The 21491-nt window shown below is 72.9% G+C and carries 12 protein-coding genes and 2 pseudogenes; 7 read left to right on the top strand and 7 right to left on the bottom strand.

All coding sequences use genetic code 11. The annotated features are described in order from the left end of the window. The coding region (locus EES42_RS40500; RefSeq protein ID WP_124723366.1) for an ATP-binding cassette domain-containing protein at positions 1–397 on the bottom strand (397 nt) is incomplete at its 3' end. 4 nt (positions 398–401) lie between these two features. Beyond that, positions 402–1343, bottom strand: coding sequence for an ABC transporter permease (locus tag EES42_RS40505; protein WP_124723219.1), 942 nt, complete (start codon positions 1341–1343; stop codon positions 402–404). Between the two features lie 128 nt (positions 1344–1471). Between EES42_RS40505 and EES42_RS40510 the strand changes: the two genes are divergently transcribed. Beyond that, positions 1472–2080 (top strand): TetR/AcrR family transcriptional regulator, encoded by a 609-nt coding sequence (locus EES42_RS40510; protein WP_124723220.1) that lies wholly within the window; start codon positions 1472–1474, stop codon positions 2078–2080. On the opposite strand, the gene EES42_RS40515 is transcribed toward EES42_RS40510, so the two are convergent. Continuing rightward, positions 2077–5613 (bottom strand): bifunctional glycosyltransferase/CDP-glycerol:glycerophosphate glycerophosphotransferase, encoded by a 3537-nt coding sequence (locus tag EES42_RS40515; protein WP_124723221.1) that lies wholly within the window; start codon positions 5611–5613, stop codon positions 2077–2079. The two genes, EES42_RS40510 and EES42_RS40515, sit on opposite strands and share 4 nt — an antisense overlap. Positions 5614–5820: 207 nt before the next feature. Between EES42_RS40515 and EES42_RS46960 the strand changes: the two are divergent. The 6 genes and pseudogenes from EES42_RS46960 to EES42_RS40545 all read left to right on the top strand — a co-directional run. Beyond that, positions 5821–6009, top strand: a pseudogene (locus tag EES42_RS46960) (glycosyltransferase); the annotation flags it as partial. Positions 6010–6261: 252 nt separating this feature from the next. Continuing rightward, a pseudogene (locus tag EES42_RS40525) lies at positions 6262–6627 on the top strand (CDP-glycerol glycerophosphotransferase family protein); the annotation flags it as partial. A 42-nt stretch (positions 6628–6669) separates the two neighbouring features. After that, positions 6670–10218 (top strand): bifunctional glycosyltransferase/CDP-glycerol:glycerophosphate glycerophosphotransferase, encoded by a 3549-nt coding sequence (locus EES42_RS40530; protein WP_164495522.1) that lies wholly within the window; start codon positions 6670–6672, stop codon positions 10216–10218. Positions 10219–10440: 222 nt separating this feature from the next. Continuing rightward, the gene (locus EES42_RS40535) at positions 10441–11649 is read left to right on the top strand and encodes a hypothetical protein (RefSeq protein WP_241196903.1); all 1209 of its coding nucleotides are present in this window, start codon (positions 10441–10443) and stop codon (positions 11647–11649) included. Positions 11650–11723: 74 nt separating this feature from the next. Further along, positions 11724–13238: a bifunctional glycosyltransferase/class I SAM-dependent methyltransferase gene (locus tag EES42_RS40540; protein ID WP_124723223.1), complete on the top strand. Its 1515-nt coding sequence runs from the start codon at positions 11724–11726 to the stop codon at positions 13236–13238. Positions 13239–13308: 70 nt separating this feature from the next. Then, positions 13309–13683, top strand: coding sequence for a DMT family transporter (locus tag EES42_RS40545; protein ID WP_241196904.1), 375 nt, complete (start codon positions 13309–13311; stop codon positions 13681–13683). Between the two features lie 63 nt (positions 13684–13746). On the opposite strand, the gene EES42_RS40550 is transcribed toward EES42_RS40545, so the two are convergent. The 4 genes from EES42_RS40550 to EES42_RS40565 all read right to left on the bottom strand — a co-directional run bounded on the left by EES42_RS40550 (position 13747) and on the right by EES42_RS40565 (position 21243). Next, positions 13747–14658, bottom strand: a complete 912-nt coding sequence (locus tag EES42_RS40550) for a carbohydrate ABC transporter permease (RefSeq protein ID WP_124723224.1) — start codon at positions 14656–14658, stop codon at positions 13747–13749. Next, positions 14655–16073, bottom strand: a complete 1419-nt coding sequence (locus EES42_RS40555) for a carbohydrate ABC transporter permease (protein ID WP_124723225.1) — start codon at positions 16071–16073, stop codon at positions 14655–14657. The genes EES42_RS40550 and EES42_RS40555 overlap by 4 nt, the downstream gene beginning before the upstream one ends. A 4-nt stretch (positions 16074–16077) precedes the next feature. Beyond that, positions 16078–17439, bottom strand: a complete 1362-nt coding sequence (locus EES42_RS40560; protein WP_124723226.1) for an ABC transporter substrate-binding protein — start codon at positions 17437–17439, stop codon at positions 16078–16080. Positions 17440–17580: 141 nt separating this feature from the next. Further along, positions 17581–21243: an FHA domain-containing protein gene (locus EES42_RS40565; RefSeq protein WP_124723227.1), complete on the bottom strand. Its 3663-nt coding sequence runs from the start codon at positions 21241–21243 to the stop codon at positions 17581–17583. Positions 21244–21491 lie beyond the last annotated feature (248 nt).

Consider the following 21491-nt stretch of genomic DNA (forward strand, 5'->3'; position numbering starts at 1 on the left):
GGGTGCGGGTCATGCCCATCGCGAGGCCGCCGAGCACCACGTTGCGCTCACCGGTCAGATCGCTCATCAGCGCGGCGTTCACCCCGAGCAGCGAGGGCTGGCCCTGGGTGTGCACCCGGCCCTTCGTCGCGGGCAGCAGACCGGCGATGGCCTTGAGCAGGGTCGACTTGCCCGAGCCGTTGGAGCCGATCAGGCCGATGGCCTCGCCCTTGTACGCGGCGAAGCTCACCCCCTTCACGGCGTGCACCTCGCGCACTCCGGGGGTCTGCCGGCGCGAGACGATCCGGCTGAGCGCCGAGGTGGCGCTGCCCTTTCCGGTACGGGCGCCGTTGACCTTGTACGTGATGTGGACGTCGTCCACAACGACGGTCGGCACCGGTTCGTTGTTGTGAGCCATGTCGTCAGCCACGTCCGTACCGCTCCTCCGCCTGCCAGAAGTACACGAATCCGCCCACGCCGCACACGAGCGCCCAGCCCGCGGCGATCGCCCAGACATGCGGCGGGAGATGGGACGCGCCGAAGCTGTCGATGAGCGCGAACCGCATCAGATCGATGAAGACGGCGGCCGGATTGCACTCCAGCATCACCATCACGAAGTGCGGGACACGGTCGCCCTTGAGCATCGTGTCCACGCTCCACATGACCCCGGACGCGTACATCCAGGTCCGCAGGATGAACGGCATCAGCTGGGCGATGTCCGGCGTCCGGGCGGCCAGCCGCGCCACCACCATGGAGACACCGGTGTTGAACACGGCCTGGAGGAGCAGCGCCGGAACGGCGAGCAGCCAGGACGGCTTCGGGAACTGCCCGAACCCCACCAGGATGAGCACCAGGGCGCCCAGCGAGAACAGCAGCTGCTGGAGCTGTTGCAGGGCCAGGGCGATCGGCAGCGAGGCGCGTGGGAAGTGCAGCGCCCGCACCAGCCCCAGATTGCCGCTGATCGCCCGGGTGCCCGCGGTGATCGAGCTGCTGGTGAAGGTCCAGATGAACACGCCGGTGACGAGGAAGGGCACGAAGTCCTCGACGTTGCGCTTGGTGTTCATCAGGACGCCGAAGATGAAGTAGTAGACCGTCGCGTTCAGCAGCGGCGTCATGATCTGCCAGATCTGACCGAGCTTCGCCTGGCTGTACTGGGCGGTCAGCTTGGCGGTGGCGAACGCCGTGATGAAGTGCCGCCGCCCCCACAGCTGCCGGACGTACGCCGTCAGCGAGGGCCGGGCGCCGCTCATCGTGAGTCCGTGCCGGGCGGCGAGCGCGGCGAGCTCGCCCGGTGCGTACACCGGGAAGGGCGCCGCGCCGGGGGTGTCGGCCGGGGCCGGTGGGGTTGCTGTCTGGCTCACCACGATCGCTTTCGACGGGAGGCGGGGGGAGCGACGTTCGACGGAACGGGACCGTATCGTCGCAACGCCGAGGGTAGGGCGCATTCACGTCGCAACGCAACCGTTCCGTCCTTACGGACTATGATTCGGCCATGACCACCGACCCGGGAACCCGCCGCCGTGTCCCCGCCGGAGCCGCCGTGCTGCGCGAGGACGTCACCGATGCGATCCGCGGCGCCGTCTTCGAGGAGCTGGCCGCGGTGGGCTTCGCCCGGATGTCGATGGAGGGGATCGCGCGGCGCGCGGGCGTCGGCAAGACCGCCGTCTACCGCCGCTGGAAGTCCAAGCTGGCGCTGGTCCTCGATCTGGTCTCGGCCGTCGCGGCCCAGGGCATGCCGGCACCGGCCACCGGTTCGCTGTACGGGGACGTCCGGGCGGTGCTCGAACTGGCCTCGTACGCCCTGCGCCACCCCGTCGCCTCGCAGGTCATCCCGGACCTGCTGGTCGAGGCGGCCCGCAATCCGGAGATCTCCGACACGATCAAGGCCGCCCTGCTGGACCCGCAGCAGGGCATCGCCGCCATGGTCGTACGGGACGCCGTGGCCCGCGGCGAACTGCCCGGGGACAGCGACCCGGACCGGGCGCTCGACCTGATCGTCGGCCCGCTCTACTGGCGGCTCGCCGTCGTGCGCGGCCCGCTGCCCAAGGGCTATCTCGACGACCTGGCGGCCTCCGCGGTCGCCGCCCTCAAGGCGGGTTAGCCGGCCGCCAGCAGCCGGTCCGCGACCCGGGCCGCCGCCCCGCCGTCGTCCAGGTCGCAGAAGTCGCGGCGGAAGCTCTCGTACGCGTCCGCGTGCCGGGCCGCCGACTCGGCCAGCGAACCGGCGTCGCGAAGGAGCGCGGCGATCTGGTCCGCCCGGGCGAGCAGCGGGCCCGGCGCCCGGTTCTCGAAGTCCAGGCAGAAACCGCGCACCGTGTCCCGGTAGTGCGCCAGGTCGTAGGTGTGGAAGAGCATCGGGCGGCCGGTGTGCGCGAAGTCGAACATCAGGCCCGCGTAGTCCGTGACCAGCACATCGGCGATCAGCAGCAGCTCCGCGGTGTCCGGGTGCGCCGACACGTCGCGCACACCGGCCCGCTCGGGCACGCTCCCGGTCACCCTCGGATGGCGGCGCACCAGCACCGTGTGGGCCGAACCGATGGACCGGGCCAGCGCCGCCGGGTCGAGCGCCGTGTCCCAGCGGTAGCGCGGCCGCTCGTCGTCGGCGCCGCAGGGGTGGGCCAGCTGATCGCGGTAGGTCGGCGCGTACAGCACGACCCGGCGGCCGTCCGGGATACCGAGCCTGCGACGTACCCGCTCCGCGGTCTTGGCGCGGTCGGGCGAGAAGAGCAGATCGTTGGCGGGGGAGCCGGCCTCCAGGATCTCGCCCCGGTAGTCCAGCGCGCGGCGCAGCAGCGGGGTGGTGTGGCGGCTCGGGGAGACCAGGACGGACCACTGGGCCGACCGGTGCGGCAGCGTGGCGAGCTCCTGGTGGTCGGCGTACAGGGTGCCGGCCAGGTCCGCGCCGAAGCGGCCGAGCGGGGCGCCGTGCCAGGTCTGCACGACGGTCTGGTCGGGCCGCCGCTCGAACCATTCGGGCAACTGGTCGGCAGTGACGATACGGCGGGACCGCGCCAGCGCCTCGTACCAGGCGGCGCTGTGCTCGATCACCGGGACGGCGGTGGGCGGTACGCCGCCGTGGACCCCGTCGGTGACCCAGAGGTGCTCCGACTCCACGCCCCGGCGCAGGAGCTCGGTGTGCACGGCGCGCGGTGAATCGCCGCCGGTGTAGAGGACCGCGTTCCGCAGCGGCATCGCCCGCCGGGACGGATAGTGCCTGCCCCGCAGCTCCGCCCGGCGGAACGCGCCGCGCTCGGCGGGCACCGCCACCGGCCCGGCCCACAGGGTCAGCCGGTCGCCGGATCTGCGGTCCAGGGCGAACTCCCGGCCCGGCACGGGCGCCGCGGCGACCGGGCCGCTGCGGCGCAGCGGCAGCCGGGCGGCGAGCCCGGCCGGCACCCGGACCGTCCGGCCGCCCAGATACGCCTCCCAGCGGCCCTCGCACAGCCCGGCGGCCACCGAGGGCGCGAGGAACGCGGTGAACCGGCGCCCCCCGTACGCCCCTTCACGCACCTTCCCGTCCACCCCCTCCGGCACCCCCGCGCCCCGCTCGTCATGGGTGACGGGCACCGACACCGTCTCGCGCAGCGTCTCGTGCCGCAGCACGAGGCGGTCCGGGCCCTCGTCCTGCCGTACGCCCGTACCGGCCCCGGTCACCCCCTCCACCCGCAGTGCCCCGTCCGGCGTCCACGCCGCCCACTCCACGAACGGCTGCCCGCTCAGGTCCAGCACCAGCTCGCCCGCCGCATCGGCCACGACCGGCGGCGCCGACTCCGGGGCCACCGCGAGCGGCACCCGCGTCCCGTCGGCCAGCACCAGCCGCGCCCGCCACCGGCCGCCGGGCTCCGGCTCGACCTCGCGCGGCGCCCGGTGCGGCGCCGGTGGCGCGCCCGCCATCCCGGCGAGGTCGGCGAGCGGGATCCGTACCGTGAAGCGGCCGTCCGGCCGGCATTCGACGGGGTGGCCGAACTCCTGGTCCGCCACCCCCTCGCAGGTCAGCACCAGGGCCTTCGGCCGGGCGCCCTCGTACAGCCGGCCGGTCAGCTCCAGGTCCGTGCCGAAGCGGTGGCTCTCGCAACGGGCGGGCAGCTGAGTCAGGGTCAGCCGGAGCCGCCCGCCCCGGTAGTCGAGCACCGCCCGCCGTCCGTCGCCCAGATCATGGACGAGCGGCTGGGCGGCCCCCGTCTCCACGGCGCGCACCGCCACCCGGCGGACCGTGCCCTGGGCGGCCACCATCATCCCCACCATCCAGCCGCCGGGCCGCAGCCGGCGCGGGTCGAGGGTCATCTCGAAGCCGGAGTGGTCGTAACGGTGCAGCTGCTGGCCGGAGTCGGCGGTCGCCTCGGGCGCGAGCACGCCGCGCACCGGCACCGTCCGCAACACCTGACCCTGGGTCGCCCGCACCATGCCCATCTTCAGCGAGTGGCGGGGCGTCGTGGCCGGCAGATTGCGGATGTACGCGTAACCGCGCAGCCGCAGCTTCCCGTCGTCGCCCCAGCGCGCGTCCAGCAGCCGGGCCACGGCCGGGAGATCGGTCCGGGCGAGGCGGACGGTGTCCGGGATGCCGGGGAAGCCGGCCTGCCGCCGCCCCGGCACCCCGCCGACCGTGAACGTCCCGGCGCCGTTGGCCCGTTCGAAGGCCAGCACCTCCAGCAGCTCCGGGAGCCGGCGCTCCTTCACCAGCTGCCACTTGATCCGCAGCGACACCGGGAACTCATGGGCCACGGCCCGGTCCGCCCGGCCCGCCCCGTCCATCCGCTCCATCCGGTCCAGGAACGCCCCGGCGTCCGCCATGAACGCCTCCCGGTACTCGGGGCCGCCCATGGGGAGCCCGTCCAGGAAGTACACGAAGTCGTCGCGCAGGCACGACAGGTCGTAGCGGCGCCGCGCACCGCCGTTCGCCACCCCGCCCCGGCCCGCCAGGAACGCGCTGACCTGCTCGCACGCCGCGATCCGGTCCCGTACGCCCTTGACGTCCGTACGCCGCCGGGCGATCGAACCCTCCCGGACCCGCCAGTAGTGGACGTGCTCGTGCAGCACGTCCACCGAGCCGGCCAGATAGTGCGCCGGGATCGTCACCGGGATGTCCTCGGAGAGCCTGCCCTCCGGGAAGGCGAAGGCGTGCCGGTCCCAGAAGGAACGCCGGAACACCTTGTTCCAGGCGACCCGGTCGGCGAGCAGCCGGGGGTCGCGGCCGATGTGGGTGCGGGCCCGGCTGCCGGTCAGCCAGTGGTACTGCCGGGCCTGCTGCCGCCCCTGCTCGGTCAGCTGCCACACATTGCCGGTCGCGAGGTCGGAGCCGGTCGACTCCAGGGAGGCCAGCATCCGCGCGTAGCCGTCGTGGACGACGACGTCGTCGCTGTCGACGAATGCCAGGTACGGCACGTCCGGCGTGGTGTGCCGCACGCCCGTGTTGCGGGCCGCGCCCGGCCCGCCGTTGGGGCGGCGGACATAGCGGAAGCGGCGGTCGTGGGCGGCGAAGGACTTGGCGATGGCCGTACTTCCGTCCGTCGAACCGTCGTCCACGAGGACCACTTCGATGTCGCCGACCGACTGTCCGGCCACCGAGCGCAGGCAGTCCTCCAGGTGGTCCTCGACGTTGTGGACCGGGACGACGACACTGAGGCGCGGCTTCATGCCCGCTCAACCGGGGCGGACGCCTCGGGTCACCGGCACTGCCCCGAACGGGTGAACGCGGGATTCGGCGCGGGGTGACGGCGCGATTACGCTCGGCTGCCATGCTTCTCAGTGTTGTCGTGCCCGCCCACCGCGATCAGGGGTATCTCCGGGCGGCCATCGAGTAACGTGCTCGGCCAGATTCCCGGCGAGCCGGAACTTCTCGTCGTGGACGACGGATCCCGGGACGGCGGCGCGGTGATCGCCGCCGAGTTCGCCCGGCGCGACCCCCGGGTCAGGGTGATCACCCTTCCCGCACATCTCGGCGCCAGCCCGGCCCGCAACGCCGGGGCGGCCGCCGCGCGCGGGCGCTACCTGCTCTTCCTCGACGGCCTGCTGCTGCCCGGCGCGCTGGACGCGGTCGCCGACCGGCTGGCCACCGGCGACCCGGACGTACTCCTGCTCGGACACGACCGTGTCGACTGGTGGGGCGACGTCTCGCTCCCTGCGCCCGCCCGCGGAGGTCTCTCCGCCGATGTCCCGGCCCCTGCGCCCGCCCGCGCGCTCGACGGTTTCTCCGCCGATGTCTCTGTCCCTGCGCCCGCCCGCGTGCCCGACGGCTTCTCTGCCTCCGTGCCCGCCCGCGCGCCCGACGGTTTCTCCGCCGGCGCCTGCCTGGACCGCCCGATCATCAGCCACGTCCCGGACTGGGAGGCATACCGGGCCTCGCGCGGCACCTACTTCGACCTGCTGTCGGGGCGCCCCGGCGACACCCCGGGCGCCGTCGCCACCACCGAGGACGAGCTGCTGGAGCTGTTCCGGACCGGCGAGTGGCGCTCGGCGCGGACGGACGGGCTGCGGGCGGCGTTCCGGGAGCGCTTCTGCCCGTACGACGACGGGCACGCGGCCGAACGCGTGGTGCGCCGCCTGTTCCTGGGCGCGACGGAGCCGGACCGCCCGGCAACCGGGGAGCGGCCGATCTCACCCGTTCGGGAGAGACCGCGACCGGTGACCCCCGGACCGTCACGGGGTTGAGCCGTACGGACAACCAGGCCCCGATGAACGGACGTGCCCAACATGCCGCCACGACTCAGTGTCGTCGTACCCGTCCACAACGTGGAGCTCCATCTGACGGACTGCCTGAAGTCCCTCGCGGAGCAGACCATGGCCGACCTGGAAGTGGTGATGGTCGACGACGGCTCCACGGACGACAGCGCGGCCCTGGCCGCCGCTTTCGCCGGACAGGACGGCAGGTTCCGGCTGGTGAGTCAGGAGAACGGCGGGCTCGGGCACGCCCGCAACACCGGGGTCCGCAACTGCGATCCGGGCGCCCGCCACCTCGCCTTCGCCGACGGCGACGACGTGCTCCCGCCCCGCGCGTACGAACTCCTCGTCGGCGCCCTGGACGAGACCGGCTCGGACCTCGCCTCCGGCAACGTGCTGCGGCTGCGGACCGGCGGCCGGCTCCAGCAGTCGCCCGACTTCCGCAAGCCCATGGCGACCACCCGGCTGCGTACCCACATCTCACGGGACTGGGACCTGGTCGCCGACCGGATCGCCTGCAACAAGGTCTTCCGCCGGTCCTTCTGGGACGAGCACGCCTTCGCCTTCCCGGTCGGCGCCCTCCACGAGGACATCCCGGTCGTGCTGCCCGCCCACTTCCTGGCCCGCTCCGTCGATGTGCTGAAGGACCCCGTCTACCACTGGCGCGAGCGGCCGGGCTCCGTCACCACCCGCCGCGCCGTCGTCCGCGGCGTCCAGGACCGGGTCTCGCACGTGCTGGGCGTCTGCGCCTTCCTCGACGAGCACCGCGACGCCGCCGACAAACGGCGGTACGAGGCGCATGTGCTCGCCAACGACCTCTGGTACTTCATGGAGGCGCTGCCCGACGGCGACGAGGAGTACCGGCGCGCCTTCGTCACGTACGCCAACGAGTTCACCGACCAGGTCGACCCGGCCGTGCTCGACGCGCTGCCGCTGCGGCTGCGGCTGATGTGGCACCTCGTACGCGAACGCCGGACCGGTGAACTGCTGGACCTGCTCGCCCTCGACAGATCCGAGCCGGGCGCCTTCACGGTACGGGGAGTGCGCCGCCGCAGCGCCTCCTATCCGGCCCTCACCCGGCCGGTGCCACGCTCGGTGCTGCGCGTGGGCGAGCGGGACCTGCCGCTCACCGCCCGGCTGCGGGACGCCCACTGGCAGGACGGCAGACTGCACCTCAAGGGGTACGCGTACATCCGCAACCTGCCCGCCGGATCGCGCGCCGCCGAGTTCCGGGCCGGCTGGCTGCGGGCCGGTCGCCGGCACATGGTGCCGCTGCGGCTGCGCACCACCGTCGAACCCGAGGCCACCGCCCGGTCCCGGCAGAGCCTGCACGACTACGACAGATCCGGCTTCGAGACCGTCGTCGACCCGGCCAGGCTCCGCATCGACCCGGTCGCCGGCCCCGAACGCCTCACCTGGCGGCTGGAGATCGGCATCGCCGGGCACGGCATGCTGCGCCGCTCCGGACTCTCCACCGACGAGGCGGCCGCCCCGCCGCCCGTGCACCGTCCCGACGGCGACCACCGGATCGTGCCCGCCTTCGAGGGCGGCAGGCTGGTGCTGCACGCCGAACGGATCGACGCCCGCTTCGAGACGCACCGCGCGGGCGACACGGGCGACGGAACCGCCACCGTGGTCATCGACGGAATGATCCGCGACCGGCTCGGCAACGGGCCGCTGCGCCTCGCGCTCACCCACCATCCCTCCGGCACCACCTTCGACCGTCCGGTGACGGTGCACGAAGGGGCCGTGCCCTCGGCGGCGGGCTGGCGACGGTTCACCGCGGACATCCCGCTCGGCGCCTTCGCCGACGCCCGGCCGGACGCCGACGAGGGAGCGGCGCGCGCCCAGGTCCCGTACAGCCTGCATCTCGTCGGACCGGACGGCCGCCGTACACCGGTCGACGTGCCGGGGCCGGTACTGCCCGGCCGCTACCCGCTGGCCGGGAGCGGCGACGAGCGGCGCGAACTCGGCCTCACCACCGGCTCCCGCGGCAATCTGCTGATCAGCGACCGCCCCGTGCAGCCCGCCGTCGACCTGGCGACCTGGACCGGGGACGGGCAGCTCCTCCTGCAGGGCACCTTCCCCGGCCCCACGGAAACGCCCGTCGACCTGGTGGCCAGACACAGCGGGCACGGCGAGGAGGCCGTTCTGCCGCTCACCTTCTCCGGGGCCGCGGGCGCCCGGCGGTTCCGGGCCGCGCTCCGGCCGGACGCCGTCGAGAGCCCCGGCGGGAAACTGCCGCTGGGCCAGGGGGACTGGTACTTCTTCCTCCGCGAGCGGGGCGCCCGGGACGAGGCGGACGACGCCGCGCTGCGCATCCCGGCCGCCGCCCACCGCACCCTGCCCACCGCCCGCACCCTCGGCGGCCGGACGTACACCGTCGAACGGCGCTTCCATGACCAGCTGCTGATCAACAGCGCCCCGGTGCTCCCCGCGGCGGAACGTGGCCCGCGCGGCAGGCGGCTGCTGCGCGAGGGCTACCGGGCCCGGCGCACCGCACCGCTGCGCGACACCGTGCTGTACAGCAGCTTCGACGGCCGGCAGTACTCCGACTCGCCGCGCGCCGTCCACGAGGAGATCGCCCGGCGCGGCGCCGAGCTGGTGCACCTGTGGGTGGTGAGCGACCAGCAGACCCGCATCCCGGCCGGTGCCACGGCCGTCGAGCACGGCTCCGCCGCCTGGCACGAGGCGCTGGCCCGCAGCCGGTACGTCGTCACCAACACCCAGCTACCGGAGTGGTTCGAACGGCGCGAGGGCCAGTGCGTCGTCCAGACCTGGCACGGCACCCCCCTCAAGCGGATCGGCCTCGACCTCGCGGGCACCGCCCGCGCCGACGCCGCCCACCTCGCCACCATCGAGCGGCGCGCCCGCCAGTGGAGCTTCCTGCTCTCGCCGAACAGCTTCTCCACCCCCGTCCTGAGACGCTCCTTCGGCTACCCGGGCGAGATCCTGGAGTGCGGCTCCCCCCGCAACGACCTGTTCCACGCCCCGGACCGGACCAAGGTCGCCGCCGCGGTACGCGAACGGCTCGCCCTCCCCGAGGGCAAGCGGATCGTGCTGTACGCGCCGACCGTGCGGGAGGACCAGCCACGCGGCGGCGGCCGGTACGCCCTCGACCTCCGGCTCGACCTGGCCGTCGCCGAACGCGAACTCGGCGACGACACCGTGCTACTGGTGCGCCGCCACCCCCTGGTGACCGGCCGCCTCCCGGACAGCGGCAGCGGCTTCGTCCGGGACGTCTCGCGCTACGGCGACGCCGGCGAGCTGATGCTGATCAGCGACGCCCTGGTCACCGACTACTCCTCGCTGATGTTCGACTTCGCCCGGACCGGCCGCCCGATGCTCTTCCACACCTACGACCTGGCGCACCACCGCGACACCCTGGGCGGCTTCTGCTTCGACTTCGAGGCCCGCGCCCCCGGCCCGCTGATCCCCGGTTCCGCCGGTCTCGTGGAGGCGCTGCGCGATCCGGAGCGGGCCACCGCGGGACACGCGCAGGCGTACGAGGCGTTCCGCCGGGACTTCTGCGACCTGGACGACGGGCACGCGGCGGCCGGCGTGGTCGACCGAATGCTGTAATCCGCACCGCCCGGCCGTGCCGCTTCCGGCCGGGCAATTCCCTTCCGCTGCCGCGCACTCCCTGAACCGTTCGAGTGATTCAGGGATACGAATGTTTGCGCGGCTGCGTGAAATATTCGAGTAATGGTCCATCTAAGTGTGGCCATCGGTGCGTTGCTCGGCGCCCTCGGGTTGCTACGTTCTGTTTTCATGGGTATCCGAATGCGATGCGAAACCTGGAACGTGTCACGCGCAAGGGCGGTGGTGATCATTGCCGCCGCCGCGGGTCTTATCACCCGAATGCTGATCGCGGCGAATATGCCGGGCCCGGCCGATGTGCGAATCTTTCACGGTTTCGCAAAGGCGATCGTGCGTTACGGGCCCATTCGGATTTACGAACAGCCGCTGCCGGGACTGCCCGTCTACAACCATCCGCCACTGGCCGGCTGGATGCTTCTCGGGCTGAATGAACTCTCCGAACTCGGCATCCCCTTCGGCACGTTGATCAGATCGCCCGCCTCGATCGCCGACTTCTTCTGTGCGATCGTCGTCTTCGAGATCGTGCGCCGCCGCGGTCCGCTCGGCGCCGCCGTCGCCTGCGGCGTGGGCGTGGCAGCCAGCCCCGTACTGATCGCCACCTCCGGATATCACGGCAACACCGACGCGGTCGCGATCACCTTCGCCCTGGCCGCCGCCCATCTCCTCGTGGACCGCAGGGCGCCGCTGGCCGCCGGGGTGGCCGCCGCGCTGTCGATCAGCGTCAAGTTCATCCCCGTGGTGGTGATCCCGGCGCTGTTCCTGGTCGCGCTGCGGGCCGGCCGGCCGGCGCTCGTCCGCTTCTCCGCCGGGTTCGCGGCCCTGATCGCCCTCGTCTGGGGGCCGGTCCTGCTGACCGTTCCGCAGAACCTCAAGGAGAACGTCCTGGAGTACGCGGGCGGCGGCTACCGCCTCTGGGGGCTCGTCCGGTTCGCCGACCTGTTCGGCCTGCCCGAGTCCTTCATCACCTACATCGAGGGCGACGGCCACTTCCTCTTCGTACTGGCCTGTGCGGCGGCCGGGGTCTGGCTCGCCCGGCTGCGGCCCGCGCAGCTGCCGGTCGTCGTCGCCGTCACGATGAGCCTCCTGCTGCTGCTCTCCACCGCCTCCGCGCTCCAGTACCTCACCTGGGCCGCCGCCGGACTGTTCGTCGTCGGCTTCTGGGAGGGCGCCGCGTACAGCTGCCTGCTCGGGCTGACGGCGGTCCTCGGGTACCAGGGGCGCTCCGCCGTGCACTGGAGCGAAACGGTGCTGCTGCTCGCCGAGTTGGGCTGGTTGGTTCTTGCCGCGGGCCTGGTCAGCGGAGTCCGCAAGATCCTCGCTGCCCGGCCGGAGCCGCCCACCGGGCCCCCCGCCGGGCCGGCCCCGGTCGCGGCGTCCTGCGCCGGGCAGCGCGCCGGCTGCGCCGTCAACTGACCCTCCCCGCAAGCGCCAGACACCAAGCGCCAGACACCAAGCACCGAGTACCGAGCGCAACTGGAGAACGCCCCGTGAAGGAAAGCCCGAGCCCCAGGATCGGCATCCTGGTGGTCGCGTACAACGCCGAGACGACGCTGGAGAGGACCCTCGACCGCATTCCGGAGGACTTCCGGTCCAAGGTCGCCGAAATCCTCATTCTCGACGACGCGAGCCATGACGCGACCTTCACCGCGGGCTGCCGCTGGTCGCAGACGGAGGGAATGCCGCGGACCGTGGTGATGCGGCACACCAAGAACCTCGGATACGGCGGAAACCAGAAGGCCGGATACGCGCTGGCCGCCGAGCACGGACTCGACATCGTCGTGCTGCTGCACGGCGACGGACAGTACGCCCCGGAATTCCTGCCCGACATGGTCGCACCGATCGAACGCGGCGAATGCGAGGCCGTCTTCGGGTCACGGATGATGAAATCCGGATCCGCGCTCAAGGGCGGCATGCCGATGTACAAATGGCTCGGCAACCGCATTCTCACCCGCGTGGAGAACGCCCTCCTCGGATCACAGCTCACCGAATTCCACTCCGGATACCGCGCCTACAGCGTCGCGGCGCTCAAGAAGCTGCCGATCCACCGGAACACCGACGCGTTCGACTTCGACACCCAGATCATCGTCCAGCTGCTCAACGAGGGGATGCGGATCAAGGAGATCCCCGTCCCCACCTACTACGGCGACGAGATCTGCTACGTCAACGGCATGAAGTACGCGAAGGACGTCGTCAAGGACGTCCTCGAATACCGGCTCGCCGTCAAGGGATTCGGCACCTGCGGCTGGATCCCCAAGCCCGTCGAGTACGCGTTCAAGGAGGGCGACGGCTCCTCGCACTCCGTCATCCTGGAGAAGATGCGCAGCCTCCCGCCCGGCCGGGTCCTCGACCTCGGCTGCTCCGGCGGACTGTTCGCCCAGCGCCTCGAAGCACTCGGCCACGAGGTCACCGGCGTGGACTACGTCGAGGTCCCCGGCGTACGCGAGAAGTGCACCCGCTTCCACCTCGCCAACCTGGAGGAGGGACTGCCGGTCGAGATCGGCGTCGACTACGACTACGTGGTCGCCGGCGACGTCATCGAGCACCTCTCCCGCCCCGAGCGGGTGCTCGCCGAGGTCGCCGAGGTGCTGCGGCCCGGCGGTCATGTGCTGCTCTCCGTACCGAACTTCAGCCACTGGTACTCACGGCTGCGGGTGGCGCTCGGAGTCTTCGGCTACGACCGGCGCGGCATCCTCGACGAAACGCATCTGCGCTTCTTCACCCGGGCCAGCCTGCGCCGCACGGTCCGGGACGCGGGCTACGACGTCCTGCACATCGCGTCGACCGGGGCCCCGTTCTGGGCGCTGCTCGGCGGGGGACCGCTCCCCGCGGTCCTGGGCGGAGTGTCGAAGCTGCTCACCCGGATCCGGCCGACGCTGTTCGGCTATCAGCACGTCGCACTGCTCACACCGCATGCGGCCGAGACGATCATCGCTGGAGAGCACGTCGATGTACAGGACATCCTCAACCGACAGTACGTCCATGCCGACCGGGTCGGCGTCTGAGGCCGCCGTCCCCCGTCCCACCCCCGCCCCGGAGCCGGAATCCGCGGGCGCCGCAGTCAGGAGCAAGGTCTTGACCCTCCCCAGTCTGATGCTGCTGCTGTTCGCCGTGTTCTCCTCGGCGGGCGGCCAGATCATGCTCAAGCACGGGATGAAGGGCGCGGCCGCCGCCGCGGGGCACGGCGGCGGATCCGTCGCGATCCGCGCCGCGACCAGCCCCTGGGTCGTCCTGGGTCTGGTGGTCTTCGCGGTGTCGGCCCTGGCCTGGATGGCGACCCTGGCCAAGGTGCCGCTGTCCATCGCTTACCCGTTCAACGCCCTCGGGTATCTGCTGATCGTGCTGGCCGGGGCGACCGTGCTGCACGAACGGACCTCGATGTGGACCTGGGGCGGCTCGCTGCTCGTGGTCATCGGCCTCGTCACGGTGATGGCGGGCCAGCAACGCTGACGGCGCCGCCGCCGGACCGGCCCTCTGGCCCGTCCGACGGCGGCACCGCCTCGCTGCACTCGCTTACTTCACCGCGCCCGCCATCACGCCGGAGACGAACTGGCGCTGGAAGGCGAAGAAGACCGCCAGCGGAATCACCATCGACACGAAGGCGCCGGGCGCCAGCACGTCGATGTTGTTGCCGAACTGCCGTACCTGCTGCTGCAGGGCCACCGTGATCGGCGGGGAGCCGGAATCGGCGAAGATCAGCGCCACCAGCATGTCGTTCCACACCCAGAGGAACTGGAAGATGCCGAGCGAGGCGATCGCCGGACCGCCCAGCGGCATCACGACCCGGGTGAAGAGACGGATCTCGCCCGCCCCGTCGAGCCGGGCCGCCTCCAGCAGCTCCCTCGGGATCTCCGCGAAGAAGTTCCGCAGCAGGAAGATCGCGAAGGGCAGACCGAAGGCCGTGTGGAAGATGATCACGCCGAAGGTCGTCTCGAAGATCCCGACCGCACCGAACAGCTTGGAGACCGGGACCAGGGCGACCTGCACCGGGACCACCAGCAGCCCCACGACCACCAGGAACCACCAGTCGCGGCCGGGGAACTCCATCCAGGCGAAGGCGTATCCGGCCAGTGAGCCGATCACGACGACCAGCAGGGTCGCCGGAACGGTGATCATGACCGTGCTGAGGAGGGAGTGGGTGATCGTCGGATTGTCGAGCAGCCGGGAGTAGTTGTCGAAGGTGAGCTCGGACGGGGCCGTGAACACCTTCCACCAGCCGGTTGCCGCGATGTCGTCCGCGCCGCGCAGCGAGGACAGCAGCAGACCGATCGTCGGCATCAGCCAGAACAGGGCCACCAGGACGAGGAAGATCCGCATCGCACCGCCGCCGGCGCGGGCGGCGAGCCGTGCGCCGAGGGACCGCTCGGCCTTCACCGGAGCACTGCCGGCCGGTGTGCTCGTGGCCGTGGTCGACGCTGTAGTCATCGGCGCCCCTCCTTCCGGATCCGGCGGATGTTGACGTACATCACCGGGAGTACCAGCAGCAACAGGAGTACGGCGATGGCGCTGCCGATCCCGAGGTCCGCGTCCGTGCCGAACGAGGACCGGTAGAGCTGGAGCGCCAGCACGTTCGCGTCGTCCTGCGAGGAACCCGGCGCGATGATGAAGACCAGGTCGAAGATCTTCAGCACGTTGATCATCAGCGTGACCAGCACCACCACGAGCACGGGCGCGAGCATCGGCACCGTGATCCGGCGGAACACCTGCCACTCGTTCGCGCCGTCCACCCGGGCCGCTTCGAGCAGTTCACGCGGCAGCCCCGCGAGCCCCGCCGCGATCAGCACCATCGCGAACCCGGCCCACATCCAGACGTAGGAACCGATGATCCCGGGGGTGACCAGCGTCGGGCCGAGCCACTCGACCCCGTTGTACGGCTCCTTGAAGTTCGAGGCGGGGAGCCGGAGCGCGGCACCGTCCGCCGACGCGGGCAGCGTGAACGTACCGTCCGCCGCCGCCGTCGCCGACGCGACGACCTTGCCGTCCTTGACCGCCTCGACCTCGATGCCCTTGAGCCCCAGCTCCTTGGCGTCGATGACGTTGGGCTTGCCGCCACCGCCCTTGGTGAAGTCCAGCCACGCGGTGCCGGAGATCTTCCCGTCCCCGGCCGTGGCGGCCTTCGCGGGCTTCGCGTCCTTCGGCATGTTCGCCGGGATCACACCGACCAGCGGCAGCTGCACCGGCTGCCCGGCCCGTACCGGCGCCTTGGTGACGAACGAGCCGCCGGGGCCCGCCTTGAGCGGGTGGACGGGCAGCGGGTGCGCCTTCGGGTAGCCCGCCGACTCGTTGAACGTGTCGTGCACACCCACCCATACGGCGTTGGCGACCCCGCGCTCCGGGGCGGCGTCGTACACCAGCCGGAAGATGATGCCGGCGGCGAGCATGGAGATCGCCATCGGCATGAAGACCACCAGCTTGAACGCCGTGCCCCAGCGGATCCGCTCGGTCAGCACCGCGAAGATCAGCCCGAGGGCCGTGGAGACCGTGGGCGCGAGCACCACCCAGATCGCGTTGTTCTTGACCGCTGTACGGATGGTGTCGTCCGTGAACAGCGCCTTGTAGTTGTCGAGTCCGGCGAAGCCCGTACCCGCCTGGTCGAAGAACGACCGGTAGACGGAGTACACGATCGGATAGACCACGAGCGCGCCCAGCAGCACCAGCGCGGGTGCCAGGAAGAGGGCGGCGAAGAACCGGCGGGTGCCGGTCACGCTCCTGCGGCTGCGTCCCGCGCCGCCGGCCGGCGGACCGGACGGCTTCCTGGGCGCGGGCACCGACGGCTCCGGGGACGATTGCTTGTCGGCGGGGGGCACCGCGTCGGCGCCCCCCGCTGCGGCTGTCGTCATCCCGTCAGCTCTTGTACGCCTTGGCCGCGTCGGACTCCAGCTTCGCTTGAGTCCCCGCGATGTCCTTCGGGTTCTTCAGGAAGTCCTGGAGGGTCTTCCACTCACCCTTGCCGGGCGTCCCGCCGAACGACTGCGGCGCCTGGTCGGACATGTCGAACCGGACGGAGTCACCGGCCGCGACCAGCGCCTTCGCCATCGTGCGCTGCACCTCGTTGGGGTACGCGGTGGCGTCCAGGCCCTTGTTCGGCGAGATGAACCCGCCCTGCTCGGCCATGATCTGCGCGGCATCGGTCGAGGCCAGCCAGGTCAGCAGCGCCTGGGCGCCCTTGCCGTCCTTCAGCGCCACCGCGGCGTCGCCACCGGTCACGACGGGGGACTCGGCGCCGACCGCCGGGAACGGGAACACCTTGGCGTCGGTCCCGATCTTCGCCTTCGTCTGCGCGATGTTGACGCCCACGAAGTCGCCCTCGAAGACCATCGCGGCCTTGGGCTGGTCACCGCCGGTGAAGGTCTGGGTGACCGAGGCCGGGAACTCCGTCTGCAGCGCGCCGTCGGCGCCGCCCGCGATCAGCGACGGCTTGCCGAAGAGCTCGGCGAGCGTGGTCAGCGCCGCCTTGACGGACGGGTCCGTCCACTTGATCTTGTGCTGGGCCAGCTGGTCGTACTTCTCCGGACCGGCCTGGGAGAGGTAGATGTTCTCGAACCAGTCGGTGAGGGTCCAGCCGTCCGCGCCACCGACCGAGACCGGGGTGACACCCGAGGCGGAGACCGTCTCGGCGGTCTTCAGGAAGTCCTTCCAGGTCTTCGGCTCGGCCGCGCCCGCGTTCTCGAACGCCTTGGCGTTGTACCAGATCAGGGACTTGTTGGCGGCCTTGAAGTACACGCCGTACTGGGTGCCGTCCACCGCGCCCAGGTCCTGCCAGACCTTCGAGTAGTTCTTTGCCAGCTGGGCCTTGGCCTCCGGACCGACCGGCTTCGCCCACTTCTTCTGCGCGGCCTGCTGGATCGCGCCGACCTGCGGGATCATCGCGACGTCCGGCGGCTGACCTCCCGCGATCTTCGTACCGAGGAAGTTGACGATCGGGTCCTGGGCCGGGACGAAGGTGACCTTCGCGCCCGTGCGGTTCTCGAACTCCTTGAGGACCTTGACGAAGTTGGCCTGTTCGGCACCGGTCCAGACGGCCGCGACCGACAGCTTCTCGCCGTCCAGCTTGGGCAGGGCGACCGACGAGCTCTGCTTGCCGCTCCCCGAGCCCTTGTCCGGCTTGTCCTTCCCGCCGCCGTCGTCACTGCAGCCGGTGAGGGCCAGTGCGCCGACAGCGGTGAACACCGCGGCGGCCCTGCTGATCCGAAGGGTTGTGCGCATTGCTTCCCCGTCTCTCACATCGTTGTGTGCGCACAGTCCTACGCCCGCCCCACGGACGCCGCAATACCGCTTCTCGTGTCAACTCCTTGATCGTGATGGGCTCGTGACGTGATGTCAGTGGATGTCCGGACCCGGGCCCGGTCAGCTGTGGACGGGCCCGAGCGGGGCTATCGGCTCGGCGTTCACCGAACGGGCCGCCCACTCCAGAGCACTGGCGAGCAGCGCCAGGTCCGTCGGTCCGTTGCCCAGCTCGCGGACCGGGCGCCGGGTCGGCGGATCGCCCATCCGCTCCCACTCCAGCGGCACGACGGTGGGCCGCAGCGTGGCGGTACGCGGGATGCGCCCGGTCACCCGGCCGCCCTGGAACGGCGTCACCCGCCCGTCCGGATGCCCGAGCCTGCCCCGCCCGGGCGCCGGGTCCTCCGGCGACGGCTGGACCACCGGCGCGTCCAGCACGATGCGCAGCCGGGCCCCGTGGGCCAGGTCGGTGTCCTCCGTGCGCTCCGGGCGGGCCGACGCCGCGACCAGGTGGACGCCCAGCCGGCCGCCCTCCCGCGCCACGGTCTCCAGGGCCCGCACCACCGAACCGGCGGCGGGGCGGCCGGGGCTGCCGAGCGCCGGGGCGACCAGCGCGTCGAAGTCGTCGACCAGGACGACGAGCCGGGGCAGCGGGGAGGGCCCGGGGGCCGAGGACGGGGCGGCGGGGCGCAGCCGGAGCGTCCCGCTCATCGGGGCGTCCACGTCACCGCGCTGTTCCGTGCCGGCCGGCGGGCGCTGGCCGACCATCCGCCGGGCCACCTCGTGCCGGTGATGCCACTCGGTGAAGTCGTACGGGCCGAGCAGCTCGGCGCGACGTTTCAGCTCACCGCCCAGCGCCTGCGCGAACTCCCGCATCCGGACCGGATCGGAGGCCACCAGGTGCATGAACGCGTGCGGGAGTTCGGTACAGGGACGAAGGCCCTCGCCGCGGTCGCCGCCCGCGCCGTCGACCAGCAGGATGCCCAGCAGGTCGGGGCGGGCGGCCGCGGCGAGCGAGGCGGCGACGGCCCGCAGCAACTCCGTGCGCCCGCTGCCGGCCGGTCCCTCGATGAGGAGGTGCGGGCCCTCCTCCGCCAGATCCACGCTGACCGCGCCCCGGGGCCCGGCCCCGAGCACCACCACGGGCCGCCCGACCGGGGCGGTGCCTTCGGTGGTGGCGGGGGCGGGCGTGCCGGTGTCCGGCTCGGCGCCCGCGGTGGCCTCCGCGGCGGGGTGTCCGGGGGTGGCGGCGCTCTCGGCGCCTCGCGCGGCGATCCGGGGGGTGTCGCTGCCGCGCGGCCCGCTGACCCGGTTCGAGCCGCGCCCGGATCCGGCGGAACGCGGACTGCCGGTCCCCTGGACGTCACCGCCGCCACTGCCCCAGGAGCCGGTCCCGGTCCCGGGAACGGTCCGCGAGCTCGGGGTGTCCCCGGGCGCGCCGCCGTAACGCTGCCCGCCGACCCGGGGCGCGGAACCGCCGGGGTACGGGGTGCGGCCCGAGTCCGGGTACGGGGTGCGGCCGGAACCGTGGGCGCCGTCGGGGGCGAAGGGGTGGGCCGGGGTGCCGATGTGCGTGGCGTTCTCACTGCCGGGGTACGGGGTGCGGCCCGAGCCCGGGGCGTATCCGCCCGTGCCGTCGGGGCCGGGCGCGCCGCCCAGCCGCTGGGCGCCGACCCGGGGGGCCGGGCCGCGCGGATACTCCGTACGGCCCGAGCCGGGGCTGTCCGTGTCGCCGCCGTCCGTGCCGCCGCCCGCCGGTCCGCCCGTCCAGCGGCCCGAGCCGCGCACCGTGGCACCGGGCTGGTCGTCCGCGGTGGAGGCCCAGCGGGCCATCAGGGAGGCCGGGGTGGCGCGGGCCAGGCCCAGCTCGTCCAGCAGCCGGGCGGTGGTCGGGAGCGCGGCCGCCGGCCGGCCGTGTGCGGTGGCGGCACCCTCCGTGCGCAACGGGGCCAGCGCCCGGCCGAACCGCTCGGCCCAGTGCGCCGACACCGCGTCCACCGCGGCGACCGTGCCCCGGCCCGCGGCCCGGCCGTCCGCCGTCCGCAGCAGCCGCAGGGCCGTCGCCACATCGCCGCTCAGCATCGCCACCGCCCCGCACTCGCGGAACGCGATCGAGGCGTGGCAGGCGGCCTCGTACGTCGCCGCGACCGGTGAGGTGGGGGTGGCGGCCGGGGTCTCGGCCAGACAGATCAGATGGACGCCCGCCGCTGCACCGGCGGCGGCAAGCCGGGCGGTGTTCTCGCGCAGCGCCGCCGAGCCGGGGTCGCCGTCGACGATCACCACGGTGTACGGCCCGGTGTACCGCTGCGCGGCCTCGGCGATCGTGGCGCGGTCCTGGCTCGCCCAGCCGGGCCCGAGCGGCCCGTCGTCCAGCCGGCGCACCAGCTCCGTCGTACGGGCGGTGGCCTGGTCGCGGTCGTACGCCAGGAGCAGCCGGCACTCCTGGCCGTGCATCGGCCGCAGATGGGGCAGCCAGCCGAGCCAGGCCCACTCGCGTCTGCGCTCCTCCGCGCTCCGGGCGCGGTCCGTGCTGATCAGCACGATCTCCAGATCGGCGGGGGAGTGCAGCGCGGCGAGCTGGGCCACCGTCGAACGGGCGAGCCCGGCCAGCCTGGTCCGCGGCCCGGCGAGCCCGAGCGAACCGGCCTCCCGCAGCCCCACCGTGACCGGCACCGCGGGCAGCTCGGCCCGGTCGGTCGTGCCCAGCCGCACCACGAGCGCCTCGGGGTGGGTGGCGCCGCGCTCCCACAGCCGGGGGCCGGGGCCGAGCGCGGTCAGCAGCACGGCCGCCGGGTCGGGCCAGACGCTCTGCGCGGCGGGCCCCGGAGGCGCCGCCCGGCCGGCCGGGAACACCGGCTCGGCCGTGCCCGCCCCGTCGGGTGCCGCCTCGTGGACGGGCTCGCCCTTGTTGCCCGCGAGCCGGCGGGCCCAGGCGCCTATCCCGCCCCGCCGGGGCGACTCGTCGCCCGGTGCGGGCCGTGCCGCGCCGGGGCGCCCGTCGGCACCGTCCCCGTCGCCGTACGCGTGACCGGACCCCTGGTGGGGAGCGGGTCCGGAGCCGGGGGAAGGCGGCGGGGCGTACCCATGGCCGGAGCCGTGCTCCTCGGCGGTACGCCCGTCGGCACCGGCCGCGGCCGTCGTGCCGGACACCCGTAGGTGGCCCTCGCCGTCCGGCGCCGTGGCCAGCGCGGGCTCGGGGGCGCCCGAGGTCAGCCGGAGCGTGGACTCGCCGAGCCGCAGCAGCGCACCGGGCTTCAGCCGGACCGGGCGGTCGCGGACCTCCGCGCCGTCCAGCAGGGTGCCGTTGGTGGAGCCGAGGTCCGCCACCGAGACCAGGCCGTCGGCGGAGACCGTCACCGCGCAGTGCAGCCGGGACACATCGGGGTCGTCGAGCGGCACGTCCGCGTCGGCGGAGCGGCCGATCCGGATCCTGCCGCCGTGCAGCAGATGGACCCCGCCCGCGTCCGGCCCCGCGACCACGTGCAGCCGCGCCGGAACGGCGTCGTCCACCGCCTCGTCCTCGCCCGGGACCTGGAGCGAGAGCACCGCCCCGTCCACCAGCGGTGGCTCACCCAGGGCGCACCGCTGCGCGTCGAGCCGCTCGCGCCCGGCGAACAGCACCACCGCGCCGCTGCCGAGCGAGCCGTCGGGCCCCAGGACCGCGGCGGCCAGGTTGGAAGCCACGGTGGCGAGCGCCGTCCCCGACGGGGCGGTGACCAGCACGTCGCACGCGCGCGCCGGGGTCTGGCCGCTGCGCGGCGCGAGGACGGTCAGCCGGATCTGCATCGCCGTCAGCGGTCCCTTCTGCGCGGGGCGCCGGGCAGGGGGAAACGCCCTGTGATTCCCCCCACCCGACACGGACGCGTCGTCCGGTACAGGTTCGTCACGGCTCGCGGGGCTCCCGACCCCACACTCCGTGCTGGAGGCATCCTCGCACCTGCCACTGACAACACGCCCGGCGGTCACCGCTAAGTGATCTTGAAACGTCGGCTGTGCGCCCATAAGTGCCTGCTTGGAACGCTGTCCGCGGTGAC

It is taken from the genome of Streptomyces sp. ADI95-17 (assembly GCF_003846175.1).
GTDB classification, from domain to species: domain Bacteria; phylum Actinomycetota; class Actinomycetes; order Streptomycetales; family Streptomycetaceae; genus Streptomyces; species Streptomyces sanglieri.